Source organism: Actinomadura citrea (genome assembly GCF_013409045.1).
Taxonomy (GTDB): Bacteria; Actinomycetota; Actinomycetes; order Streptosporangiales; family Streptosporangiaceae; genus Spirillospora; species Spirillospora citrea.
This window is the reverse complement of record NZ_JACCBT010000001.1, coordinates 4,715,659-4,731,248: the sequence shown is the minus strand read 5'-3', so window position 1 is coordinate 4,731,248 and position 15,590 is coordinate 4,715,659. Positions and strand designations below refer to the sequence as shown.

At 76.8% G+C, this 15,590-nt stretch carries 16 protein-coding genes; 13 read left to right on the top strand and 3 right to left on the bottom strand.

Features of this window, described 5'->3' with window-relative positions; genetic code table 11:
- Positions 1-199: 199 nt before the first annotated feature.
- Positions 200-1,096, bottom strand: a complete 897-nt coding sequence (locus BJ999_RS22145; RefSeq protein WP_179835067.1) for a LysR family transcriptional regulator — start codon at positions 1,094-1,096, stop codon at positions 200-202.
- A gap of 84 nt (positions 1,097-1,180) precedes the next feature.
- On the opposite strand from BJ999_RS22145, the gene BJ999_RS22140 reads away from it, so the two are divergent.
- From BJ999_RS22140 to BJ999_RS22100, 9 genes are all read left to right on the top strand, one after another.
- Positions 1,181-2,239: an aminotransferase class V-fold PLP-dependent enzyme gene (locus BJ999_RS22140; RefSeq protein WP_179835066.1), complete on the top strand. Its 1,059-nt coding sequence runs from the start codon at positions 1,181-1,183 to the stop codon at positions 2,237-2,239.
- A gap of 83 nt (positions 2,240-2,322) precedes the next feature.
- Entirely contained in the window at positions 2,323-3,348 is a 1,026-nt protein-coding gene (locus tag BJ999_RS22135; RefSeq protein ID WP_179835065.1) for an NAD-dependent epimerase/dehydratase family protein, read from the top strand.
- A gap of 37 nt (positions 3,349-3,385) precedes the next feature.
- Entirely contained in the window at positions 3,386-4,081 is a 696-nt protein-coding gene (locus BJ999_RS22130; protein WP_229810643.1) for a glycosyltransferase family 2 protein, read from the top strand.
- The gene (locus BJ999_RS22125) at positions 4,078-4,737 is read left to right on the top strand and encodes a TIGR04282 family arsenosugar biosynthesis glycosyltransferase (protein ID WP_179835064.1); all 660 of its coding nucleotides are present in this window, start codon (positions 4,078-4,080) and stop codon (positions 4,735-4,737) included. The genes BJ999_RS22130 and BJ999_RS22125 overlap by 4 nt, the downstream gene beginning before the upstream one ends.
- Positions 4,734-5,366: a class I SAM-dependent methyltransferase gene (locus BJ999_RS22120; protein ID WP_179835063.1), complete on the top strand. Its 633-nt coding sequence runs from the start codon at positions 4,734-4,736 to the stop codon at positions 5,364-5,366. Before BJ999_RS22125 ends, BJ999_RS22120 begins: the two co-directional genes overlap by 4 nt.
- Complete coding sequence (locus tag BJ999_RS22115) at positions 5,363-6,517, top strand: molybdopterin-dependent oxidoreductase (RefSeq protein ID WP_179835062.1); 1,155 nt, start codon at positions 5,363-5,365, stop codon at positions 6,515-6,517. The genes BJ999_RS22120 and BJ999_RS22115 overlap by 4 nt, the downstream gene beginning before the upstream one ends.
- Positions 6,514-6,990, top strand: coding sequence for a hypothetical protein (locus BJ999_RS22110; RefSeq protein ID WP_179835061.1), 477 nt, complete (start codon positions 6,514-6,516; stop codon positions 6,988-6,990). Before BJ999_RS22115 ends, BJ999_RS22110 begins: the two co-directional genes overlap by 4 nt.
- Positions 6,987-8,405, top strand: coding sequence for a hypothetical protein (locus BJ999_RS22105; RefSeq protein ID WP_179835060.1), 1,419 nt, complete (start codon positions 6,987-6,989; stop codon positions 8,403-8,405). Before BJ999_RS22110 ends, BJ999_RS22105 begins: the two co-directional genes overlap by 4 nt.
- Positions 8,406-8,462: 57 nt before the next feature.
- Positions 8,463-9,065 carry a DUF6058 family natural product biosynthesis protein gene (locus tag BJ999_RS22100; protein ID WP_179835059.1) on the top strand — a complete coding sequence of 201 codons (603 nt, stop codon included), beginning with the start codon at positions 8,463-8,465 and terminating at the stop codon, positions 9,063-9,065.
- 28 nt (positions 9,066-9,093) lie between these two features.
- Here BJ999_RS22100 and BJ999_RS22095 read toward each other — a convergent pair whose 3' ends face one another.
- Positions 9,094-9,888: an SDR family oxidoreductase gene (locus BJ999_RS22095; protein ID WP_179835058.1), complete on the bottom strand. Its 795-nt coding sequence runs from the start codon at positions 9,886-9,888 to the stop codon at positions 9,094-9,096.
- A gap of 71 nt (positions 9,889-9,959) precedes the next feature.
- Here BJ999_RS22095 and BJ999_RS22090 point away from each other — a divergent pair, with 71 nt between their 5' ends.
- Positions 9,960-10,817, top strand: a complete 858-nt coding sequence (locus BJ999_RS22090) for a LysR family transcriptional regulator (protein ID WP_179835057.1) — start codon at positions 9,960-9,962, stop codon at positions 10,815-10,817.
- 112 nt (positions 10,818-10,929) lie between these two features.
- On the top strand, positions 10,930-11,397 hold the full coding sequence (locus BJ999_RS22085) for a DoxX family protein (protein ID WP_179835056.1): 468 nt from the start codon (positions 10,930-10,932) through the stop codon (positions 11,395-11,397).
- Between the two features lie 111 nt (positions 11,398-11,508).
- On the opposite strand, the gene BJ999_RS22080 is transcribed toward BJ999_RS22085, so the two are convergent.
- A complete protein-coding gene (locus tag BJ999_RS22080; protein ID WP_179835055.1) occupies positions 11,509-12,567 on the bottom strand; it encodes a 3-oxoacyl-ACP synthase III family protein in 1,059 nt (352 codons plus the stop codon).
- Positions 12,568-12,718: 151 nt separating this feature from the next.
- Here BJ999_RS22080 and BJ999_RS22075 point away from each other — a divergent pair, with 151 nt between their 5' ends.
- Positions 12,719-13,750 (top strand): ACP S-malonyltransferase, encoded by a 1,032-nt coding sequence (locus BJ999_RS22075; RefSeq protein ID WP_179835054.1) that lies wholly within the window; start codon positions 12,719-12,721, stop codon positions 13,748-13,750.
- On the top strand, positions 13,747-15,561 hold the full coding sequence (locus BJ999_RS22070; protein ID WP_179835053.1) for an acyl-CoA dehydrogenase family protein: 1,815 nt from the start codon (positions 13,747-13,749) through the stop codon (positions 15,559-15,561). Before BJ999_RS22075 ends, BJ999_RS22070 begins: the two co-directional genes overlap by 4 nt.
- Positions 15,562-15,590 lie beyond the last annotated feature (29 nt).

Below are 15,590 nucleotides of genomic sequence, written 5' to 3'. Positions count from 1 at the left end.
CCCCCCACCGTGTCCGCGCCGGTCCGCGACCGCGGAGGGCGCGTGTTCGCGGCCGTCGCGCCGCAGGCACCCTCGGTGCGGTTCGGCGACGACCGGATGCCCGCCCTGGCCGAGGCCGTGCCGGCCGCCGCGAGCCGCCTCACCGACCCGCACCGCCACCTCTCCCAGCCGCCCCGCCCCGTCCCAGCCTTCGCCCGCCCTAACCCGTTGCGCCGGGGGCGGCGGCCAGTTCGTCCAGCAGCGCCGCCACCGCGGGCGGCCGCGGACCCGCCGCGACGACCGCACTGATGCGGCGGCTGCCGACGTCGCGCACGTCGGGGAACGCCACGCCCGGCTCGGTGTGCAGGCCGAGCGCCAGCCCCGGCAGCGTCGTCACGGCCAGGCCCCGCGCGACCAGGCGCTGGATCGCGACATGGTCCTCGGTGGCGAACGCGATGTCGGGGACGAACCCGGCGCGCGCGCACGCCCACCGCAGATGGTCGCGGCACCGCGCGCAGCCCGACGCCCACGTCTCCCCGGCCAGGTCCTCCAGCCGCGGCGGCTCCGCCGACGCCAGCGGATGCGCCGCCGGAACCAGCAGCCGCAACGGGTCTTCGCACAGCACGACCTCCCGGAACCGCGCGTCGGTCTCGGGCGGCATGGACACGTGCCGGAACACCACCGCGATGTCGGCCTCCCCGGCCCGCAGCAGCGCCAGCGCCTCGGGCGGCTCGGCGTCCACCAGCGTCACCGACACCCCCGGCGCGCGGGCCCGCAGCCGGGCCAGGGCGTCGGGCATCAGCCCGCCCGCCGCCGTGGGGAACACCGCGGCCCGCACCCGGCCGGCGCGCAGCCCGGCGATCGCGGCGATCCGCTCCTCGGCGTCGCCCATGCGGGCCAGCACGTCCTCGACGTGCTCGACCAGGACCCGGCCCGCCTCGGTCAGCCGCACGCCCCGGCCGTGCCGGACCACCAGCGGGGTGCCGACCTCGGCCTCCAGGCGGGCGATGTGATGCGACACCGCGGGCTGGGTGTAGGCCAGGGAGCGGGCGGCGGCGGTCATCGACCCGAGCCGCGCCACCTCGCGCAGGATCCGGCCCCGGTGCAGGTCCAGCATCGCCGCAAGGTATCAACGCTGCTGATGGGACGCCAAGAAATCAGTACTTTGTGCTATGGCGTGCCGGTGCTCCACGATCGGGGCATGACCCTTTCCCTGCCAGAGGCGCAGCGCGAGTTCGGCGCCGGCGTCGCCTTCCTCAACACCGCCACCTACGGGCTGCCGCCGCGCGCCGCGCACGAGGCGATGCTCGCCGCCGAGCACGACCGGGCCGCCGGGCTGCTGGAACGCGGCGACCTGGACGCGGCGGTCACCCGGTCCCGGGAGGCGTTCGCGCGGCTGCTCGGCGTCCCGGCGGATCGGGTCGCGTGCGGCCCGCAGGTGTCCTACTTCACCGGGCTGGTCGCGGCATCACTGCCCGCCGGCGCCGAGGTGGTCGTCGCCGACGGCGACTTCACCTCGCTGCTGTTCCCGTTCGCCGCCCGCCCGGACCTGAGCGTCCGGTCGGTGCCGCTGGAGCGGATCGCCGAGCGCATCGGCGCGGGCACCGGGCTGGTCGCGGTGTCGGCGGTGCAGTCCGCCGACGGCCGCATCGCCCCCATGGAGGAGATCATCGAAGCGGCCCGCGCGCACGGGGCCCGCGTCCTGCTGGACGCCACCCAGGCCGCCGGATGGCTGCCGCTGCCCGCCGACCGCGTCGACTGGCTGGTCGCCGGCGGCTACAAATGGCTGCTCGGCCCGCGCGGGACCTGCTTCCTGACCGGCACCCGCGAGGCCCTGGACACCCTGCCCGCCATCGGCGCCGGCTGGTACGCCGGCGCCGACATCTGGGACTCCATCTACGGGCTGCCGCTGCGACTGGCCGACGGCGCCCGCCGCCTGGACCTGTCCCCGGCGTGGCAGTGCTGGGTCGCGCAGGCCCCCGCACTGGGCCTGCTGGAACAGGTCGGGATCCCCGCGATCCACGACCACGACGTCGCGCTGGCGCGCCGGTTCGCCGCCGGGCTCGGCCTCCCGCAGGGCGACTCGGCCATCGTGTCGGTGCCCGTCCCGGACGGCGCCGCCGACCTGCTGCGCCGCAACGGCGTCGTCGCCACCGTGCGCGCCGGGCGGCTGCGCTGCGCGTTCCACCTCAGCACCACCGAGGCCGACGTCGACAAGGCCGTCGGACTGCTCGCCCCGCTCGTCCCCGCCGCCGGGTGAAGTTCTTACAAGGTTCGAACAAGGTATCTTGACCGGCCCGTCCGGGCGGTCCCGGCCGCACCGCGCGCCCTACGTTCGTGCGCATGAACGTACTGCTCACCGGGTCGGCCGGGTTCATCGGCTCGCACATCGCCGAGGCACTGACCTCCGCCGGCCACCGCGTACGCGGGCTCGACACGCGCCCCGACGGGCTCGGCGACCCGCCCGCCGACGTCCGCGACGCCGCCGCGGTCGCGCGACGGCTGGAGGGCGTCGACGCCGTCTGCCACCAGGCCGCCAAGGTCGGCCTCGGCGTGGACGTGGCCGACCTGCCCGACTACACCTCCGTCAACGTGCAGGGCACCGCCGTGCTGCTGGCCGAGATGGCGCGCGCCGGCGTCGGCGTCCTGGTACTGGCCTCCTCGATGGTCGTCTACGGCGAGGGCGCCTACACCTGCGCCGTCCACGGCCTCGTCCGCCCCGGGCCCCGGCCGGAGGACGCGCTGCGCGCCGGGCGGTTCGAGCCGCCGTGCCCGGCGTGCGGGGAGCCGCTCGCCCCCGGCGCGGTCGGCGAGGAGACCCCGCCCGGCCCCCGCAACGCCTACGCCGACACCAAGCTCGCCCAGGAGCACCTGGCCGCGTCCTGGGCGCGCGCGGCTGGCGGGACCGTCGCCGCGCTGCGCTACCACAACGTCTACGGACCGCGGATGCCGCGCGACACCCCCTACGCCGGCGTCGCGGCGATCTTCCGGTCCCGGTTGATGGACGGGCGGGCGCCGCTGGTGTTCGAGGACGGCGCGCAGCGCCGCGACTTCGTCCACGTCCGCGACGTCGCCCGCGCCGGCGTGCTGGCGCTGGAGCGGGCCGCGGACGGGCCGCCCGAGCCCGGCGGCCTGCGCGCCTACAACATCGCCAGCGGCGATCCCCGCACCATCGGCGAGATGGCCGGCGCCCTCGCCGACGCGTTCGGCGGCCCCCGGCCCCGCGTCACCGGGGACTACCGGCTCGGGGACGTCCGCCACATCGTCGCCCGGCCCGACCGCGCCCGGCGCGAGCTCGGCTTCCGCCCGGCGGTGCAGTTCGCCGAGGGCATGGCCGAGTTCGCCCGGCCGCACGTCACCAGTTCGTAAGGGTCGCCGCCCCGTCACCGAAAGTAGCGTCTGAGCTGTGATCGATGTGGTTCTCCCGTGCCTGAACGAGGCCGAGGCGTTGCCCTGGGTGCTGGACCGGATGCCCGAGGGGTTCCGGGCCCTGGTGGTCGACAACGCCTCCACCGACGGCTCCGCGCGCGTGGCCGCCGACCACGGCGCCCGCGTCGTCGCGGCGCCGCAGCGCGGCTTCGGCGCCGCCTGCCATGCCGGGCTGCAGGCCGCCCGGACCGAGGTGGTGTGCGTGATGGACGCCGACGCCTCGCTGGACCCCGCCGACCTGCCCCGCCTGGTCGCCGCCCTCGGCGACCTGGAATCCGGCGGCCGGAGCCTGTCGCCGTCGAGCCTGTCGCCGCCGGGTCTGGTGCTGGGGCGGCGGCGGCCGACCGGGCCGGGCGCGTGGCCGCCGCACGCCCGGCTGGGCAACGCCGTGCTGGCCCGGTCGCTGAACCGGCGCGCCGGGACCCGGCTGCGCGACCTCGGGCCGATGCGCGCCGCCCGCCGCGACGCCCTGCTCGGCCTCGGCCTGCGGGACCGCCGGTTCGGCTACCCCCTGGAGATGGTGCTGCACGCCGCCCGCGGCGGGTGGCGGATCGGAGAGATCGACGTGCCCTACCGGCCGCGCACCGGCGCCTCGAAGGTGACCGGGACCCTCGGCGGGACGGTCCGCGCCGTCCGCGACATGCGCCGCGTCCTGGCGGAGGTCGCCCGATGACCGGCGCACCCGGGCCCGGTGACGCCGACCTCCTCGTCATCGCCAAGCAGCCCGTCCCCGGGCGGGTCAAGACCCGCCTGACGCCCGCCTACACCCCCGCCGAGGCCGCCGCGCTCGCCGAGGCGTCCCTGCGCGACACCCTCGCCGCCGTCGCCGCCGCACCGGCCCGCCGGCGGGTCCTCGCGCTCGCCGGCGACCCCGGGCCGTGGCTGCCGGACGGCTTCACCGTCATCGCCCAGCGCGGCGGCGGCCTGGACGAACGCCTCGCCCACGCCTTCGCCGACGCCTACGCGGGCCGCCCGCTGGTCCTGATCGGCATGGACACCCCCCAGGTCACCCCCGCGCTCCTCGACCGCGCCCGGCGCGCGCTCGGCCGCCGCGACGCGGTGTTCGGACCCGCCCGCGACGGCGGGTTCTGGCTGCTCGGGCTGCGCCGCCCCGCCGCGGCGCTGCTGCGCGGCGTCCCGATGTCGCGCCCCGACACCGGCGCGGTCCAGCTCGCGCGGCTGCGCGCCGCCGGCCTGCGGATCGCGACGCTGCCCGAACTCACCGACGTCGACACCCCCGCCGACGCCGCGGCCGTCGCCGCGGCCGCGCCGGGCGGCCTGTTCGCCGCCGCCGTACGGGCCCTCGGTCACCGGACCGTCCCGGCATGATCGGCGAACTGTACGAGGAGGCGCTGCGGGGACGCGCCCCGGTGGAGATCGAGCACGCCGACGGGCGCCGCCGGCCGCTGCCGGTGCACGACTGGCTGGCCGTGCGGCCCGGCGACGGCGGGCTGCTGGACCGCTGCGCCGGCGCCACCCTGGACGTCGGCTCGGGACCGGGCCGGCTGACGGTGGCGCTGGCCCGCCGCGGCCTGCCGGTGCTCGGCATCGACCTGGCCCCCTCCGCGGTCGCGCTGACCGTCGCGGCGGGCGGCCCGGCCCTGTGCCGCGACGTGTTCGGCCGCGTGCCCGGCGCCGGGCGCTGGCGCACCGTGCTGCTCGCCGACGGCAACATCGGCATCGGCGGCGACCCCGCCGTGCTGCTGCGCCGCGTCCTGGCGCTGCTGGCGCCCGGCGGGCAGGTGCTCGCGGAGGTCGGGCCGCCCGGCTCGTCCTCCCGGGTCGAGCCGCTGCGGCTGCGCTCGGACCGGTCGGTCGGCGAATGGTTCGCCTGGGCGCACGTGTCCGCCGACGCCGTCGCCGGGCTGGCCGCCAGGTGCGCCGCGACCGTCACCGAGTCCTGGGAGGACGCGGACCGGTGGTTCGTCACCCTGCGCTCCGGGGACGCGCGCCCATGAGACCCGCACTCGACCGGTACAGGCCGCCCGCGCCCACCGCCGTGCTGCGCGGGATCCCGGGACGGTTCACCAGCCGCCTGCACGACGAGCGGGTCGCCTCCTGGCTCGGCATCGCCCTGGGCGTCAGCGTCCTGGTCTCCTTCGGGACCGGGCTGGTCAGCCACTTCATGCAACAGCCCGCCGGGTGGATGCTGTGGCCGTCGCGGCCGGTGAACCTGTACCGGGTCACCCAGGGCGTGCACGTCATCGGCGGGCTGGCGACCGTCCCGCTGCTGCTCGCCAAGCTGTGGACGGTCTACCCGCGGCTGTGGCAGTGGCCTCCGGTCCGCTCGCTCGTCCACGGCGCCCAGCGGCTGCTGGTGTTCGTCCTGGTCGGCGCGGCGCTGTTCCAGTTCGTCACCGGGGTGCTGAACGTCGCCTACTGGTACGCGTTCCGGTTCTACTTCACCACCGCGCACTACTGGACGGCCTACATCCTGGTCGGCGCGCTGGTCATCCACATCGCCGACCAGTGGGCCAAGGCGCGCCGCACCGTGATGACCCGCCCCCAGGACGGCGTCGGACGCCGCGGCTTCCTGCTCACCGTCGCCGGCGCGAGCGGCGTCGTCGCGCTCACCACGGTGGGGGAGGCGGTCACCCCGCTGGCGCCGCTGGCGGTGCTGGCGCCCCGCCGCCCCGGCACCGGGCCGCAGGACGTCCCGGTCAACAAGTCGGCCGCCGCGACCGGCGTCACCGCCCAGGCCCGGGACCCCCGCTGGCGCCTCACCGTCACCGGCCGGGTCGCGCGGGAGGTCACCCTGTCCCTGGCCGACCTGCGCGCGCTGCCGCAGCACACCGCGCGGCTGCCCATCTCCTGCGTGGAGGGCTGGAGCGTGGAGGCGTCCTGGCGGGGCGTGCGGCTGCGCGACGTCCTGCGCCTGGCCGGTGTCGACGACGACGCGCAGGTGCGGGTCGAGTCGCTGGAACGCCAGGGCCTCTACCGCACCTCGCAGGTCGCCCCGCCGCACTGGCACGACCCGCTGACGCTGCTGGCCCTCGGCATGAACGGGGCGCCTCTCGCCCTCGACCACGGCTACCCCTGCCGCCTCATCGCCCCGAACCGGCCCGGAGTCATGCAGACCAAGTGGGTCCAAGGGCTGGTGGTGTCGTGAACGCCGGGACCGCCTCGAAGGCGGCGGCGTACGCGGCCGGCCTGGCGCTCATCGCCGTCGGGCTGCGCGGGATCGTGGACCAGGTCCCCCTCGCCCAGTGGGCGGAGTGGTTCGTCGGGGCGGCCGTCCTGCACGACGCCGTCCTGGTCCCGGCGGTGCTCGCCGCGGGGGCGCTCACCGGCCTCGTGCCCGCCGGCCGGCGCATCGTGCGCGCCGCGCTGGTCATCGGCGCCTGCGTGACCGTGGTCGCCATCCCCGTCGTGCTGGGCTACGGGCGCCGCGCCGACGAGCCGTCGCGGCTTCCGCTGCCCTACGGCCGCAACCTGGGGATCGTGCTGGGCGTCATCGCCGCCGCGGCGGCCTGCGCCCTCGTGGTCCGCGCGGTCACCGCACGCCGCAGGGCCGGGGGCGCATCCGGGCGCGGTGGGGCGACGCGCGCCCCGCGCCACTCCCGGAAGGAGGCGCGGCGGTGACGCTCACCGAGGCGCACGGCCGGGAGAAGGCGGCCGGGAGGCCGGCGCGACGCAGATGGCCGGGGTGGGTCGCCGTCGCGGTGTGGGCGGCCGGGATCGCGGCGGCGTTCGCCGTGGGCTGGTACCTGCGGCGCGCCGGTCTGGCCACCGAGGACCCGCTGCCGCCGCTGCACGCGCGGGCCCGGGGGTGGCCGCCGACGTGGCGGCTCCTGCCCGCCGCCGCCGTGGCGGCCCTGGCCGTGGCGGCGCTGCCCGCGCTCGCGGCCCGGCTGCCGTGGCGGGCGCTGCCGCCGGTCGCGTGGGCGGCCGCCGCCGCGTGGACGGTGGCCCTGGCCGTCTCCGACGGATGGGACGCGCTCGCCCGGCCGCTGGACGCCCCGACCGAGTATCCGGCGGGCCTGGCGCAGGTGCGCCCCGATCCGCTGGCCTGGTTGCAGACCTTCACCGAGCGGCTCGGCGGCTACACCACGCACGTGCGGGGGCATCCGCCGCTGCCGATGCTGGTGCTGTGGGCGCTGGAGAAGGCCGGTCTGGGCGGCACCGGGTGGGCGGCGGCGTTCATCATCGCGGCCGGGACGTCGGCGGCGGCGGCGATCGCGGTGACGGTGCGGTGCCTGGCGGGGGAGCGGACGGCGCGGGCCGCGGTGCCGTTCCTGGCGCTGGCGCCGCTGGCGGTATGGATCGCGACGGCGATGGACGCGTTCTTCCTGGCCGTCGCGGCCTGGGGCACGGCCCTGCTCGCGCTCGCCGCGCGCGGCGCGGGCGTCCGGGCGCTCGTCCCGGCCGCAGCGGGCGGGCTGCTGCTCGGCTGCCTGCCGTATCTGAGCTACGGGCTGCTGCCTCTGCTCGCGGTGCCGCTCGCGGTCGCGATGCTGGGCCGTCCCCGGGCGCGGGTGCTCGCTGCCGCCGCCGCCGGGCTGGTGGTGATCCCGGCCGCGTTCACGCTGCTGGGGTTCTGGTGGCCCGACGGCGTCCGCGCCACCCTGGACACCTACCTGCTCAGCCGCGGATCCGCGCAGCGCTCCTACGCCTACTTCGTGTTCGCGAACCTGGCGGTGCTGGGCCTGCTGACGGGCCCGGCGGTGGCGCACGCGCTGCCGCGCACGCTGGCGCAAATGGGCCGCGGCGCCCTGTGGCGGGATGTGCTGAGGCGGGATGTGCCGGGGCGGGGGGCGCGGTCCCGTGCGGTCGAGCCTGCGGCGGCGGTGGCGGTGCTGGCGGGTGCGGCGCTGCTCGCCGTGCTGGTCCTGGACGCCTCCGGCGTCACGCGCGGCGAGGTCGAGCGGATCTGGGTCCCGTTCGCCGCCTGGCTGACGGCCGCCGCCGCCCTCGACCGCCCCCGGGTGCGGGCGTGGCTGGCGGCACAGGCGGTGACCGCGCTGGCCGTGCAGGCGCTCGTGCTGTCCCCCTGGTGAACGCCGTGCGGTCATGTTTCGGCGAATGCCGAAACGACCCCGGGTTAGCGTCCGCGCATGAGCGACCCCGAAGTGAAGGCGCGGCTGGCGGCGCGGTTCCGGGAGGTCAACGGCGACCACCCGATGACCGCCGACGACGACGCCTACGTCACCGCCTGGTTCACCGACCTTGAGGCCCTGTGCCGCGCCACCGGCCGCGACGCCGACCAGGTGCGGCGGCTGATGCTGGCGGGCAGGCTGCCCCTGCCCGGCTACCTGCGCTCCGACGGCGCGGAGATGGTGCCGTCGGACCTGTTCGGCCTCGCCGAGCAGGCCGGAGGCCCCGACGCGCTGGAGGGCTGGTTCCTGGCTCACTGGGACGACCAGACCACCGCCAGGGAGGAGTGGGCCGCCTACCTGGACGGGCAGTACGTGTGCCTGCGCTCGGTGACGCCCCGCAACATCCAGTGCAAGGACGCCCTGGTCACCGCGATCGAGGCGGCGCCGACCGAGCCGGACGCCGGCACACCGGCGTGGACGCGGCGACTGCACGCCCTGGTCGACGAGCTCGACGCGCTGGAGCCGCCGTTCACCGCCTACGACCGCCTGCGGTTCGCGGGACCGGTGTCACGGGACCGGTGCGTCGACGCCGTGCGCGCCCGCCACCCCCGCGACGCCTGACGCCCCATCCGCCGTGGCGCCCGGCTCGTCACCAGGGGACGGGGCCGTCGTCGTCGAAGAACCCGCCGGTGGGGCCGTCTACGTCCAGGGTGGCGAGCCGGATCGCGACGGCGGCGCCCTGCGCGGCGGTGCGGGTGATGGTCCGGCCGCTCGCGCGGGTGAAGTCCACGGCGAAGTCGGTCGCGCACGCGCCGGGCGCGGCGGCGTTGACCAGGATCCCCTCCGGCCGCAGCCGCTTGGCGTACTGGATCGTCAGCATGTTCAGCGCCGCCTTGGACGCCGGGTAGGCGGCCGACCCCGGCACGTCCCAGAAATAGTGGCCCGGGTCGGTCATGGCGGCCATCGAGGACGTGCCGCTGGAGATGTTGACGATCCGCGCCGCGGGCGCCCGGCGCAGCAGCGGCAGCATCGCGTTGGTCACCCGCATCACGCCGAACAGGTTGGTGTCGAACACGCGGCGCACGGCGTCCATGTCGGCCTCGTCCGGGAGGTGCAGCGCGCCGCCGGAGATGCCGGCGTTGTTGACCAGCACGTCCAGGCGGCCGGGGGACGCGGCGATCGCGCGGGCCGCCGCCTCGACCGCGGCCGGGTCGGTGACGTCGAGGGCGACGGCGCGGGCGTCGTGCCCGGCCTCGCGCAGCGACGCGGCCGCCTTCTCGCCCAGGCCGGGGTCGCGGGCCCCGATCAGCACGGTCATGCCGCGTTCGGCGAGGCCTTCGGCGATGGCGCGGCCGATGCCCTTGTTGGCCCCGGTCACCAGGGCGGTCCTGGTGCCGTGAGAAGTGGTGCGGTGGGAAGCGGTGCGGTCAGGACTGGCGCTCATGTTCTGAAGCCCACCACCCGCGGGGGCGCGGGGGCCAACACCGATCGCGCCGCCATCAATACCCTGGAGGTATGGACGTGGTGGAGACGCGGGAGCTGGCCTACTTCCTGGCGGTGGCGCGGGAGTTGCACTTTGGCCGGGCGGCCGAGGGGCTCGGCATCGCGCAGCCGCCGCTGTCGCGGGCGATCGGCCGGCTGGAGCGGCGCCTGGGAGTGCGGCTGCTGGAGCGCACCAGCCGCCGAGTGACGCTCACCCCGGCGGGAGAGACCCTGCTGGCCGAGGGCGGCGCCGCGCTGGACGCCGTCGCCGCGGCGGTCCGCCGGACGCGGCGCGCCGGCGCCGCCGGGCCCCGGCTGGTCCTGGCGATGAAGCCCGGCGGGGACGGCGGCGGCCTCCTGCCGGAGATCCTGGCCGCCTACGAGCGCGAGCCGGATGCGCTGCCGGTGGAGATGCTGTTCGGGTACGGGGCGGCGGACGCATTGCGCGACGGCCGTGCCGACGCCGCGCTCCTGTACGCGCCGCGCCAGGACGTCACCGGCCTGGCCACCGAGGAGCTGATGGAGGAGCGGCAGGTGGTCGTGGTGGCCAGAGGGCACCGCCTGGCGGGCCGCGCCGAGGTCTCGATGGCCGACCTGGAGGGCGAGGTCCTGCCGCGGCGCCCGCACGCGGCGGGCCCCGGCGACGGGCCCGTGATCGGTGACGGCGGACAGCTGATGCAGCTCATCGCGCTCGGCCGGATGGTCGCGGTGCTCCCCGAGTCGATGCGCGGGCTGCTGCGCGAGGACCTGACGGCGGTACCGGTCCGCGACGCGGAACCGACCACGCTGGTACTCGCCTGGGCCGAGGCGTCCCGGTCCCGGGCCCTGGCGGCGTTCGTGCGCTCCACGGCCGCCGTCGCCGCCGCGTCCACCGCCTCCCACCTGCGCTGACACCACCGCGAAAAAACTCTGGAGAAATCTGGGGCGGGATGTCGATCCGGCGCCCGGCCGTGCGACGCGTCAGTGAAAGGCCGATGAGACAGCGCACGAAAGGACCGCCGCCATGAGCGCCCAGACCCCCACCGCCACCCGCGCCACCGCCACCCGCACGATCGCCCCTCGCACGACCGGTGCCCACGCCTCCGCCGGGGACCGCCGGACGCTGCGCAAAGTGCTGTGGGGCGCGCAGATCCTGATCGCCGCGTTCCTGCTCATCGCCTCGGCACTGCCGAAGTTCGCCGGGCAGGCCGATGCCGTCAGGACGTTCGAGGAGATCGGCTGGGGCCAGTGGCTGCGGTACGTGACCGGGGCCGTCGAGGCCGCCGGCGCGATCGGGCTGGTCGTCCCGCGGCTGGCGGGGCTCGCCGCGGCCGGGCTGATCGGCCTGATGGGCGGCGCCGTCCTCACCCAGCTGCTCGTGCTGGAGCCGGCGTGGGCGCTGCTGCCCGTCGGGTTCGCGGTCGTGTTCGCCGCCGTCGCCTGGGACCGCCGCGCCGAGTCCCGCCAGGTGCTGCGCCTGCCGAAGCGCTGACCGGGCGCCCGCGTGCGGCGGACGGCCCGCGAGCCCTGCGGCTCGCGGGCCGTCCGCCGTCACGCGCCCGCCTGCGGCCGGGGCGTGTGAAGGGTCCGGGCGTGTGAAAGGTCAGGGCGGTGGCCAGGTGATGAGGGTGTGCCCCCAGGTCAGGCCCGCGCCGAAGCCGGCGAGCAGCACCAGGTCGCCGGGGCCGATCCGCTGCGTCCGCACGGCGCGGTCGAGGGCGTAGGGGATGCTGGCGGCGCCGATGTTGCCGACCTCGTACCCGACGATCGCCAGCTGTTCCGGATCGAGCCCGGCGTCCCCGGCGAGCGCGGCGACCAGCCGCGGGTTGGGCTGGTGCGGGACGACCAGGGCCAGGTCGGCGGGCTTGACACCGGCGGCCTCGGTCGCCTCCGCCACCAGCCGCGGGAAGATCGCGGTGATGAAGTCGCGGACGGCGCGGCCGTCCATGCGGATGGTGTGGCCGAGCCCGGCGAGGGTCTCGGCGCTGGCGGGCAGCCGGCTGCCGCCCGCGGGGATGAGCACGTCGTCGGCGCCCGAGCCGTCCGATCCGAGGGTGATCGGGCCGATGCCGTACCCGGGCGGGGCGGGCCCGACGACCACGGCGGCGGCGCCGTCGCCGAACAGGGCGGCGGTGGCGCGGTCGTCGGGGTCGAGGAACCGCGAGTAGACCTCGACGCCGATGACCATCGCGTAGGGGGGCGCGCCGCGCTGGGTGGCCAGCCAGCCGATCGCGGTCTGCAGCCCGAACACGAACCCGGTGCAGGCGGCGGAGATGTCGAACGCGGCGGCGCGGCGGGCGCCCAGCATCGTCTGCACCCGGCAGGCGGTGGACGGGGCGATCACGTCGGGTGTGGAGGTGCCGAGCACGATCAGGCCGAGGTCGGCCGCGTCGAGCCCGGCGGCGCGCAGCGCCCGGCCGGCGGCGGCCGCCGCCAGGTCGGAGGCGGCCTCGCCGGGCGCGACGACGTGCCGCCTCTGGATCCCGGTGCGGCGCTCGATCCAGTCCGGTTCCAGGCCCAGCGAGCGGGACAGGTCGGCGCTGTGCACGACGTCGCGGGGCAGGTGGGCGCCGGTGCCGCGGACGGCCCATCCCCGCCCGCCGTCCCGCGCCGCTCCGCTGTCGTCCGCCCGGGCCGGCCGGTGCGTGTCGGGCACGGTCATGCGGGTCCTCCCCCCATCACCGGACTGGCGGTTGTCAGTCCCATCCCATAAGTGAATAATCCCATTTCAGGGTTTTGGTCCATAACTGAGAGCTAAGCGGCCGTTGTCTTAAAGGAAAAGGCAGCCTTCCTTCAAGGTAAGGAGACCCCGCGTGCCCGCACCCCGATTCCTCCCGGCCGAAGAGCTCGAACCCGACGACATCTGCGCCTTCCTGTTCCCCGGCACCGGCTCGGCGGGAGTTCCCGACCTGCCCGCCCTCGCCCGCACCGGACCCGGCGCCGCCCGCGCCGTCGCCGACGTCCTGGACGCCGTGCAGGAGGGCCTGCCCCCCAACGGATGGCCGCGCCTGCGCTCGATCCTCATGGACGATCCGGGCGGCTACCGGGAGGCGGCACGCACCCCCGGCGTCGCCCAGCTCGCCGGCTACGCCGCGTCCGTCGCCGTCGACCGCGCCCTGCGCGCGCACGGCGTCCATCCCCGCTTCGCGGTCGGGCAGAGCTTCGGAGAGATCGCCGCCCTGGTGTGCGCGGGCGCGTTCTCCATCGCCGACGGCGCACGCATGGGCGTGTCCGCCGTCGGCGTCCTGGCCCGTCACGGCGGGGGCGGCGGCATGGGGCTGCTGGAGGCCGGGGAGGACCGCACCCGCGCCTGCATCGAGGCCGCCGGCGAACCGGAAGTGGTCGTCGCGTGCCTGAACGCCCCGCAGGTCACGGTCGTCTCCGGACCCGACGGGCCCTTGGACGCCGTTCTGGGCGCCGCACGCGGCGAGGGGGTGAACGCCGTGCGGCTCGCGGTGCCCTACCTGTCCCACCATCCGGTGATGGCCGGCGCCGACGAGGAGTGGTACGCCATGATCCGCGGTTTCCCGCAGCGGCCCCTGGAATTGACGGTCCACTCGCCGGTGCGCGGCCGCGCCTATCGCGACGACGACGACCTGCACCGCGCCATGGCCGACTGCATCGTCAAACCCGTCCGGCTGCCGGAGGCCCTGCGCGCCGTGCACGCGGCGGGGGCCACGGTGTTCACCGAGGCCGGCGCGGGCAACGCGCTGTGCCAGTGCGCGCGGCTGACCCTGCCGGACGCGCGGACGATGGCGCCGCTGCGCGACCGCCCCCGCCACGGGCTGACCGGCAAGGCCGCCCCGGGCGTCACCCCCTCCGGCGAACGAAAGGACCCCTCGTGACCACCGACGTCGACGCTCTGCGGCAGTTCGTGCACGGCTCTTCCCTCGACGCCAAGACACGCGCGCGGCTGGAGGAGGCCGTCCCCGAGGAGTTCTTCACCGTCCCCGGCGGGCTCACCGCGCCCGACCGGCACGCGCTCACCTACGAGCGGCTCCGCCGCGCCGGGCTGGCGGCGCCGCCGGCCGGCGAGCTGCTGGCCGACCCGCCGGCGCTGTGCGCGCTGCTGGAGCGCGCCGCGATCGCCGACCCGCCGCTGTTCCACATGATGCTGCTGCACTACACGCTCGCGCTCGGCCCGATCGTGCGGTTCGGCGCCGGGCAGCAGGAGACGCAGCCGCTGCGCGAGTCGCTGGAGTCGATGGCCTCGTTCGGCACGCTGCTGATGACCGAGGTGGGACGCAGCAACAGCCACCTGTCGCCCCGCACCGTCGCCCGCCACGACCCCGCCACGGGCGGGTTCGTGCTCAGCACCCCGGACGTCCAGGCCGCCAAGTTCCCCACCAACACCGCCCACCCGGACCTGCCCAAGACCGCCGCCGTCTACGCCACCCTCGTCCACGGCGGCCAGGAGCGCGGCGTCTTCGTGTTCGCGGTGCCGCTGCGCGGGCCCGGCGGCGCCGTCCCGCCCGGCGTGCGGATCGTCCCGGCCCCCGAGACCACCGGACTGCAGATCGACTACGCCGCCGTCCTGCTGGAGGACGTCCGCGTCCCCTACGAGGCGTGGCTGCGCGACGGCGCGGGCATCGGCGCCGACGGGGCCTTCCACGACCCGCACGGACCCGCGGCGGCGCGGCTCACCCGGTCGATGGGCATCGCCCCGCCGGTGTGGCGGGCGGTCGTGTCGGCCTCCGCCGCGATCACCCGGGCGTCCGCCGGGATGCTGCTGGCCCACTCGGCGGGCCGCTCCACCCTCGGCCGGCTGGCGCCGCGCCGCCCGCTGACCGACTACCGCAACCAGCAGGAGGCGGTGCTGGGCGCGCTGGCGTCCGCCTACGCCCTCACCGCCGTCGCCGCGCACGTCACCACCCCGCGTCCGCCCGGCGAGGCCGCGGGCGAGGACCCGAACAGGTCGGCGGACGCGGCGGGCGGTCCGGCGACCGCGTGGGCGCCGTGGTCGGCGGTCGACCGGGACCTGGCGCTGCTGAAGGCCGCCGCGACCGTCCAGGCGCAGGAGACGGTGTCGGCGTGCCGGGTGCACAGCGGAGCCCCCGGGTTCGCCGCCGTCGAGCGCCTCAACGCCTACCGGGGTCTGACGCACGCCTACCAGAACGCCGGCGGCGACAACGAGCTCATCCTCTACGACACCGCGCGCGCGATGGCCGACCGCGACCGCTACGTCCCGCCCGAGCCGGAGCTCGGGCCGCCCGACGACGGCGACCTGGACTCGCCGCGCGTGTGGCTGTTCCTGGCGCGAGACGCCGAGCGCCGGATGCGCGACCGGCTCGCCGGACGGGTCGAGGCCGCCCTGCGCGACGGGCAGGACGCCTTCACCGCCTGGAACGGCAACCTGGCGCTGGCCGAGCGGACCGCCACCGCCTGCGCCGACCGGATCATCCTGGAGATCCTCGCCGCTGCCGCCGGCGCCGGGCCGCGGGCGCTCGGGCCCGTCCTGCGCCTGCACGCGTTGGACCGGCTGGAGCGCCGCGCCGCCGGCCTGCTCAACGAGGGGGTCGTCCCGCCGGGGATCCTGGACGAGCTGTGGGCCGCGCGGCGCCGCACGTGCGACGAGCTGGCGCCCCGCGCGGCGGAGCTGGCCGCCGCCTTCGACCTGCCCGCCCCCGTCACCGCGCCCACCGCGTTCCTGGCCTGAGGCCTTGCGCGCGGGAAGAAACGGCACGC

What these genes read in the sequence shown, in the direction of transcription:
- BJ999_RS22145 (WP_179835067.1), bottom strand. Translation starts at nt 1,096, where the DNA reads ATGCTGGACCTGCACCGGGGCCGGATCCTGCGCGAGGTGGCGCGGCTC.
- BJ999_RS22140 (WP_179835066.1), top strand. Translation starts at nt 1,181, where the DNA reads ATGACCCTTTCCCTGCCAGAGGCGCAGCGCGAGTTCGGCGCCGGCGTC.
- BJ999_RS22135 (WP_179835065.1), top strand. Translation starts at nt 2,323, where the DNA reads ATGAACGTACTGCTCACCGGGTCGGCCGGGTTCATCGGCTCGCACATC.
- BJ999_RS22125 (WP_179835064.1), top strand. Translation starts at nt 4,078, where the DNA reads ATGACCGGCGCACCCGGGCCCGGTGACGCCGACCTCCTCGTCATCGCC.
- BJ999_RS22120 (WP_179835063.1), top strand. Translation starts at nt 4,734, where the DNA reads ATGATCGGCGAACTGTACGAGGAGGCGCTGCGGGGACGCGCCCCGGTG.
- BJ999_RS22115 (WP_179835062.1), top strand. Translation starts at nt 5,363, where the DNA reads ATGAGACCCGCACTCGACCGGTACAGGCCGCCCGCGCCCACCGCCGTG.
- BJ999_RS22100 (WP_179835059.1), top strand. Translation starts at nt 8,463, where the DNA reads ATGAGCGACCCCGAAGTGAAGGCGCGGCTGGCGGCGCGGTTCCGGGAG.
- BJ999_RS22095 (WP_179835058.1), bottom strand. Translation starts at nt 9,888, where the DNA reads ATGAGCGCCAGTCCTGACCGCACCGCTTCCCACCGCACCACTTCTCAC.
- BJ999_RS22090 (WP_179835057.1), top strand. Translation starts at nt 9,960, where the DNA reads ATGGACGTGGTGGAGACGCGGGAGCTGGCCTACTTCCTGGCGGTGGCG.
- BJ999_RS22085 (WP_179835056.1), top strand. Translation starts at nt 10,930, where the DNA reads ATGAGCGCCCAGACCCCCACCGCCACCCGCGCCACCGCCACCCGCACG.
- BJ999_RS22080 (WP_179835055.1), bottom strand. Translation starts at nt 12,567, where the DNA reads ATGACCGTGCCCGACACGCACCGGCCGGCCCGGGCGGACGACAGCGGA.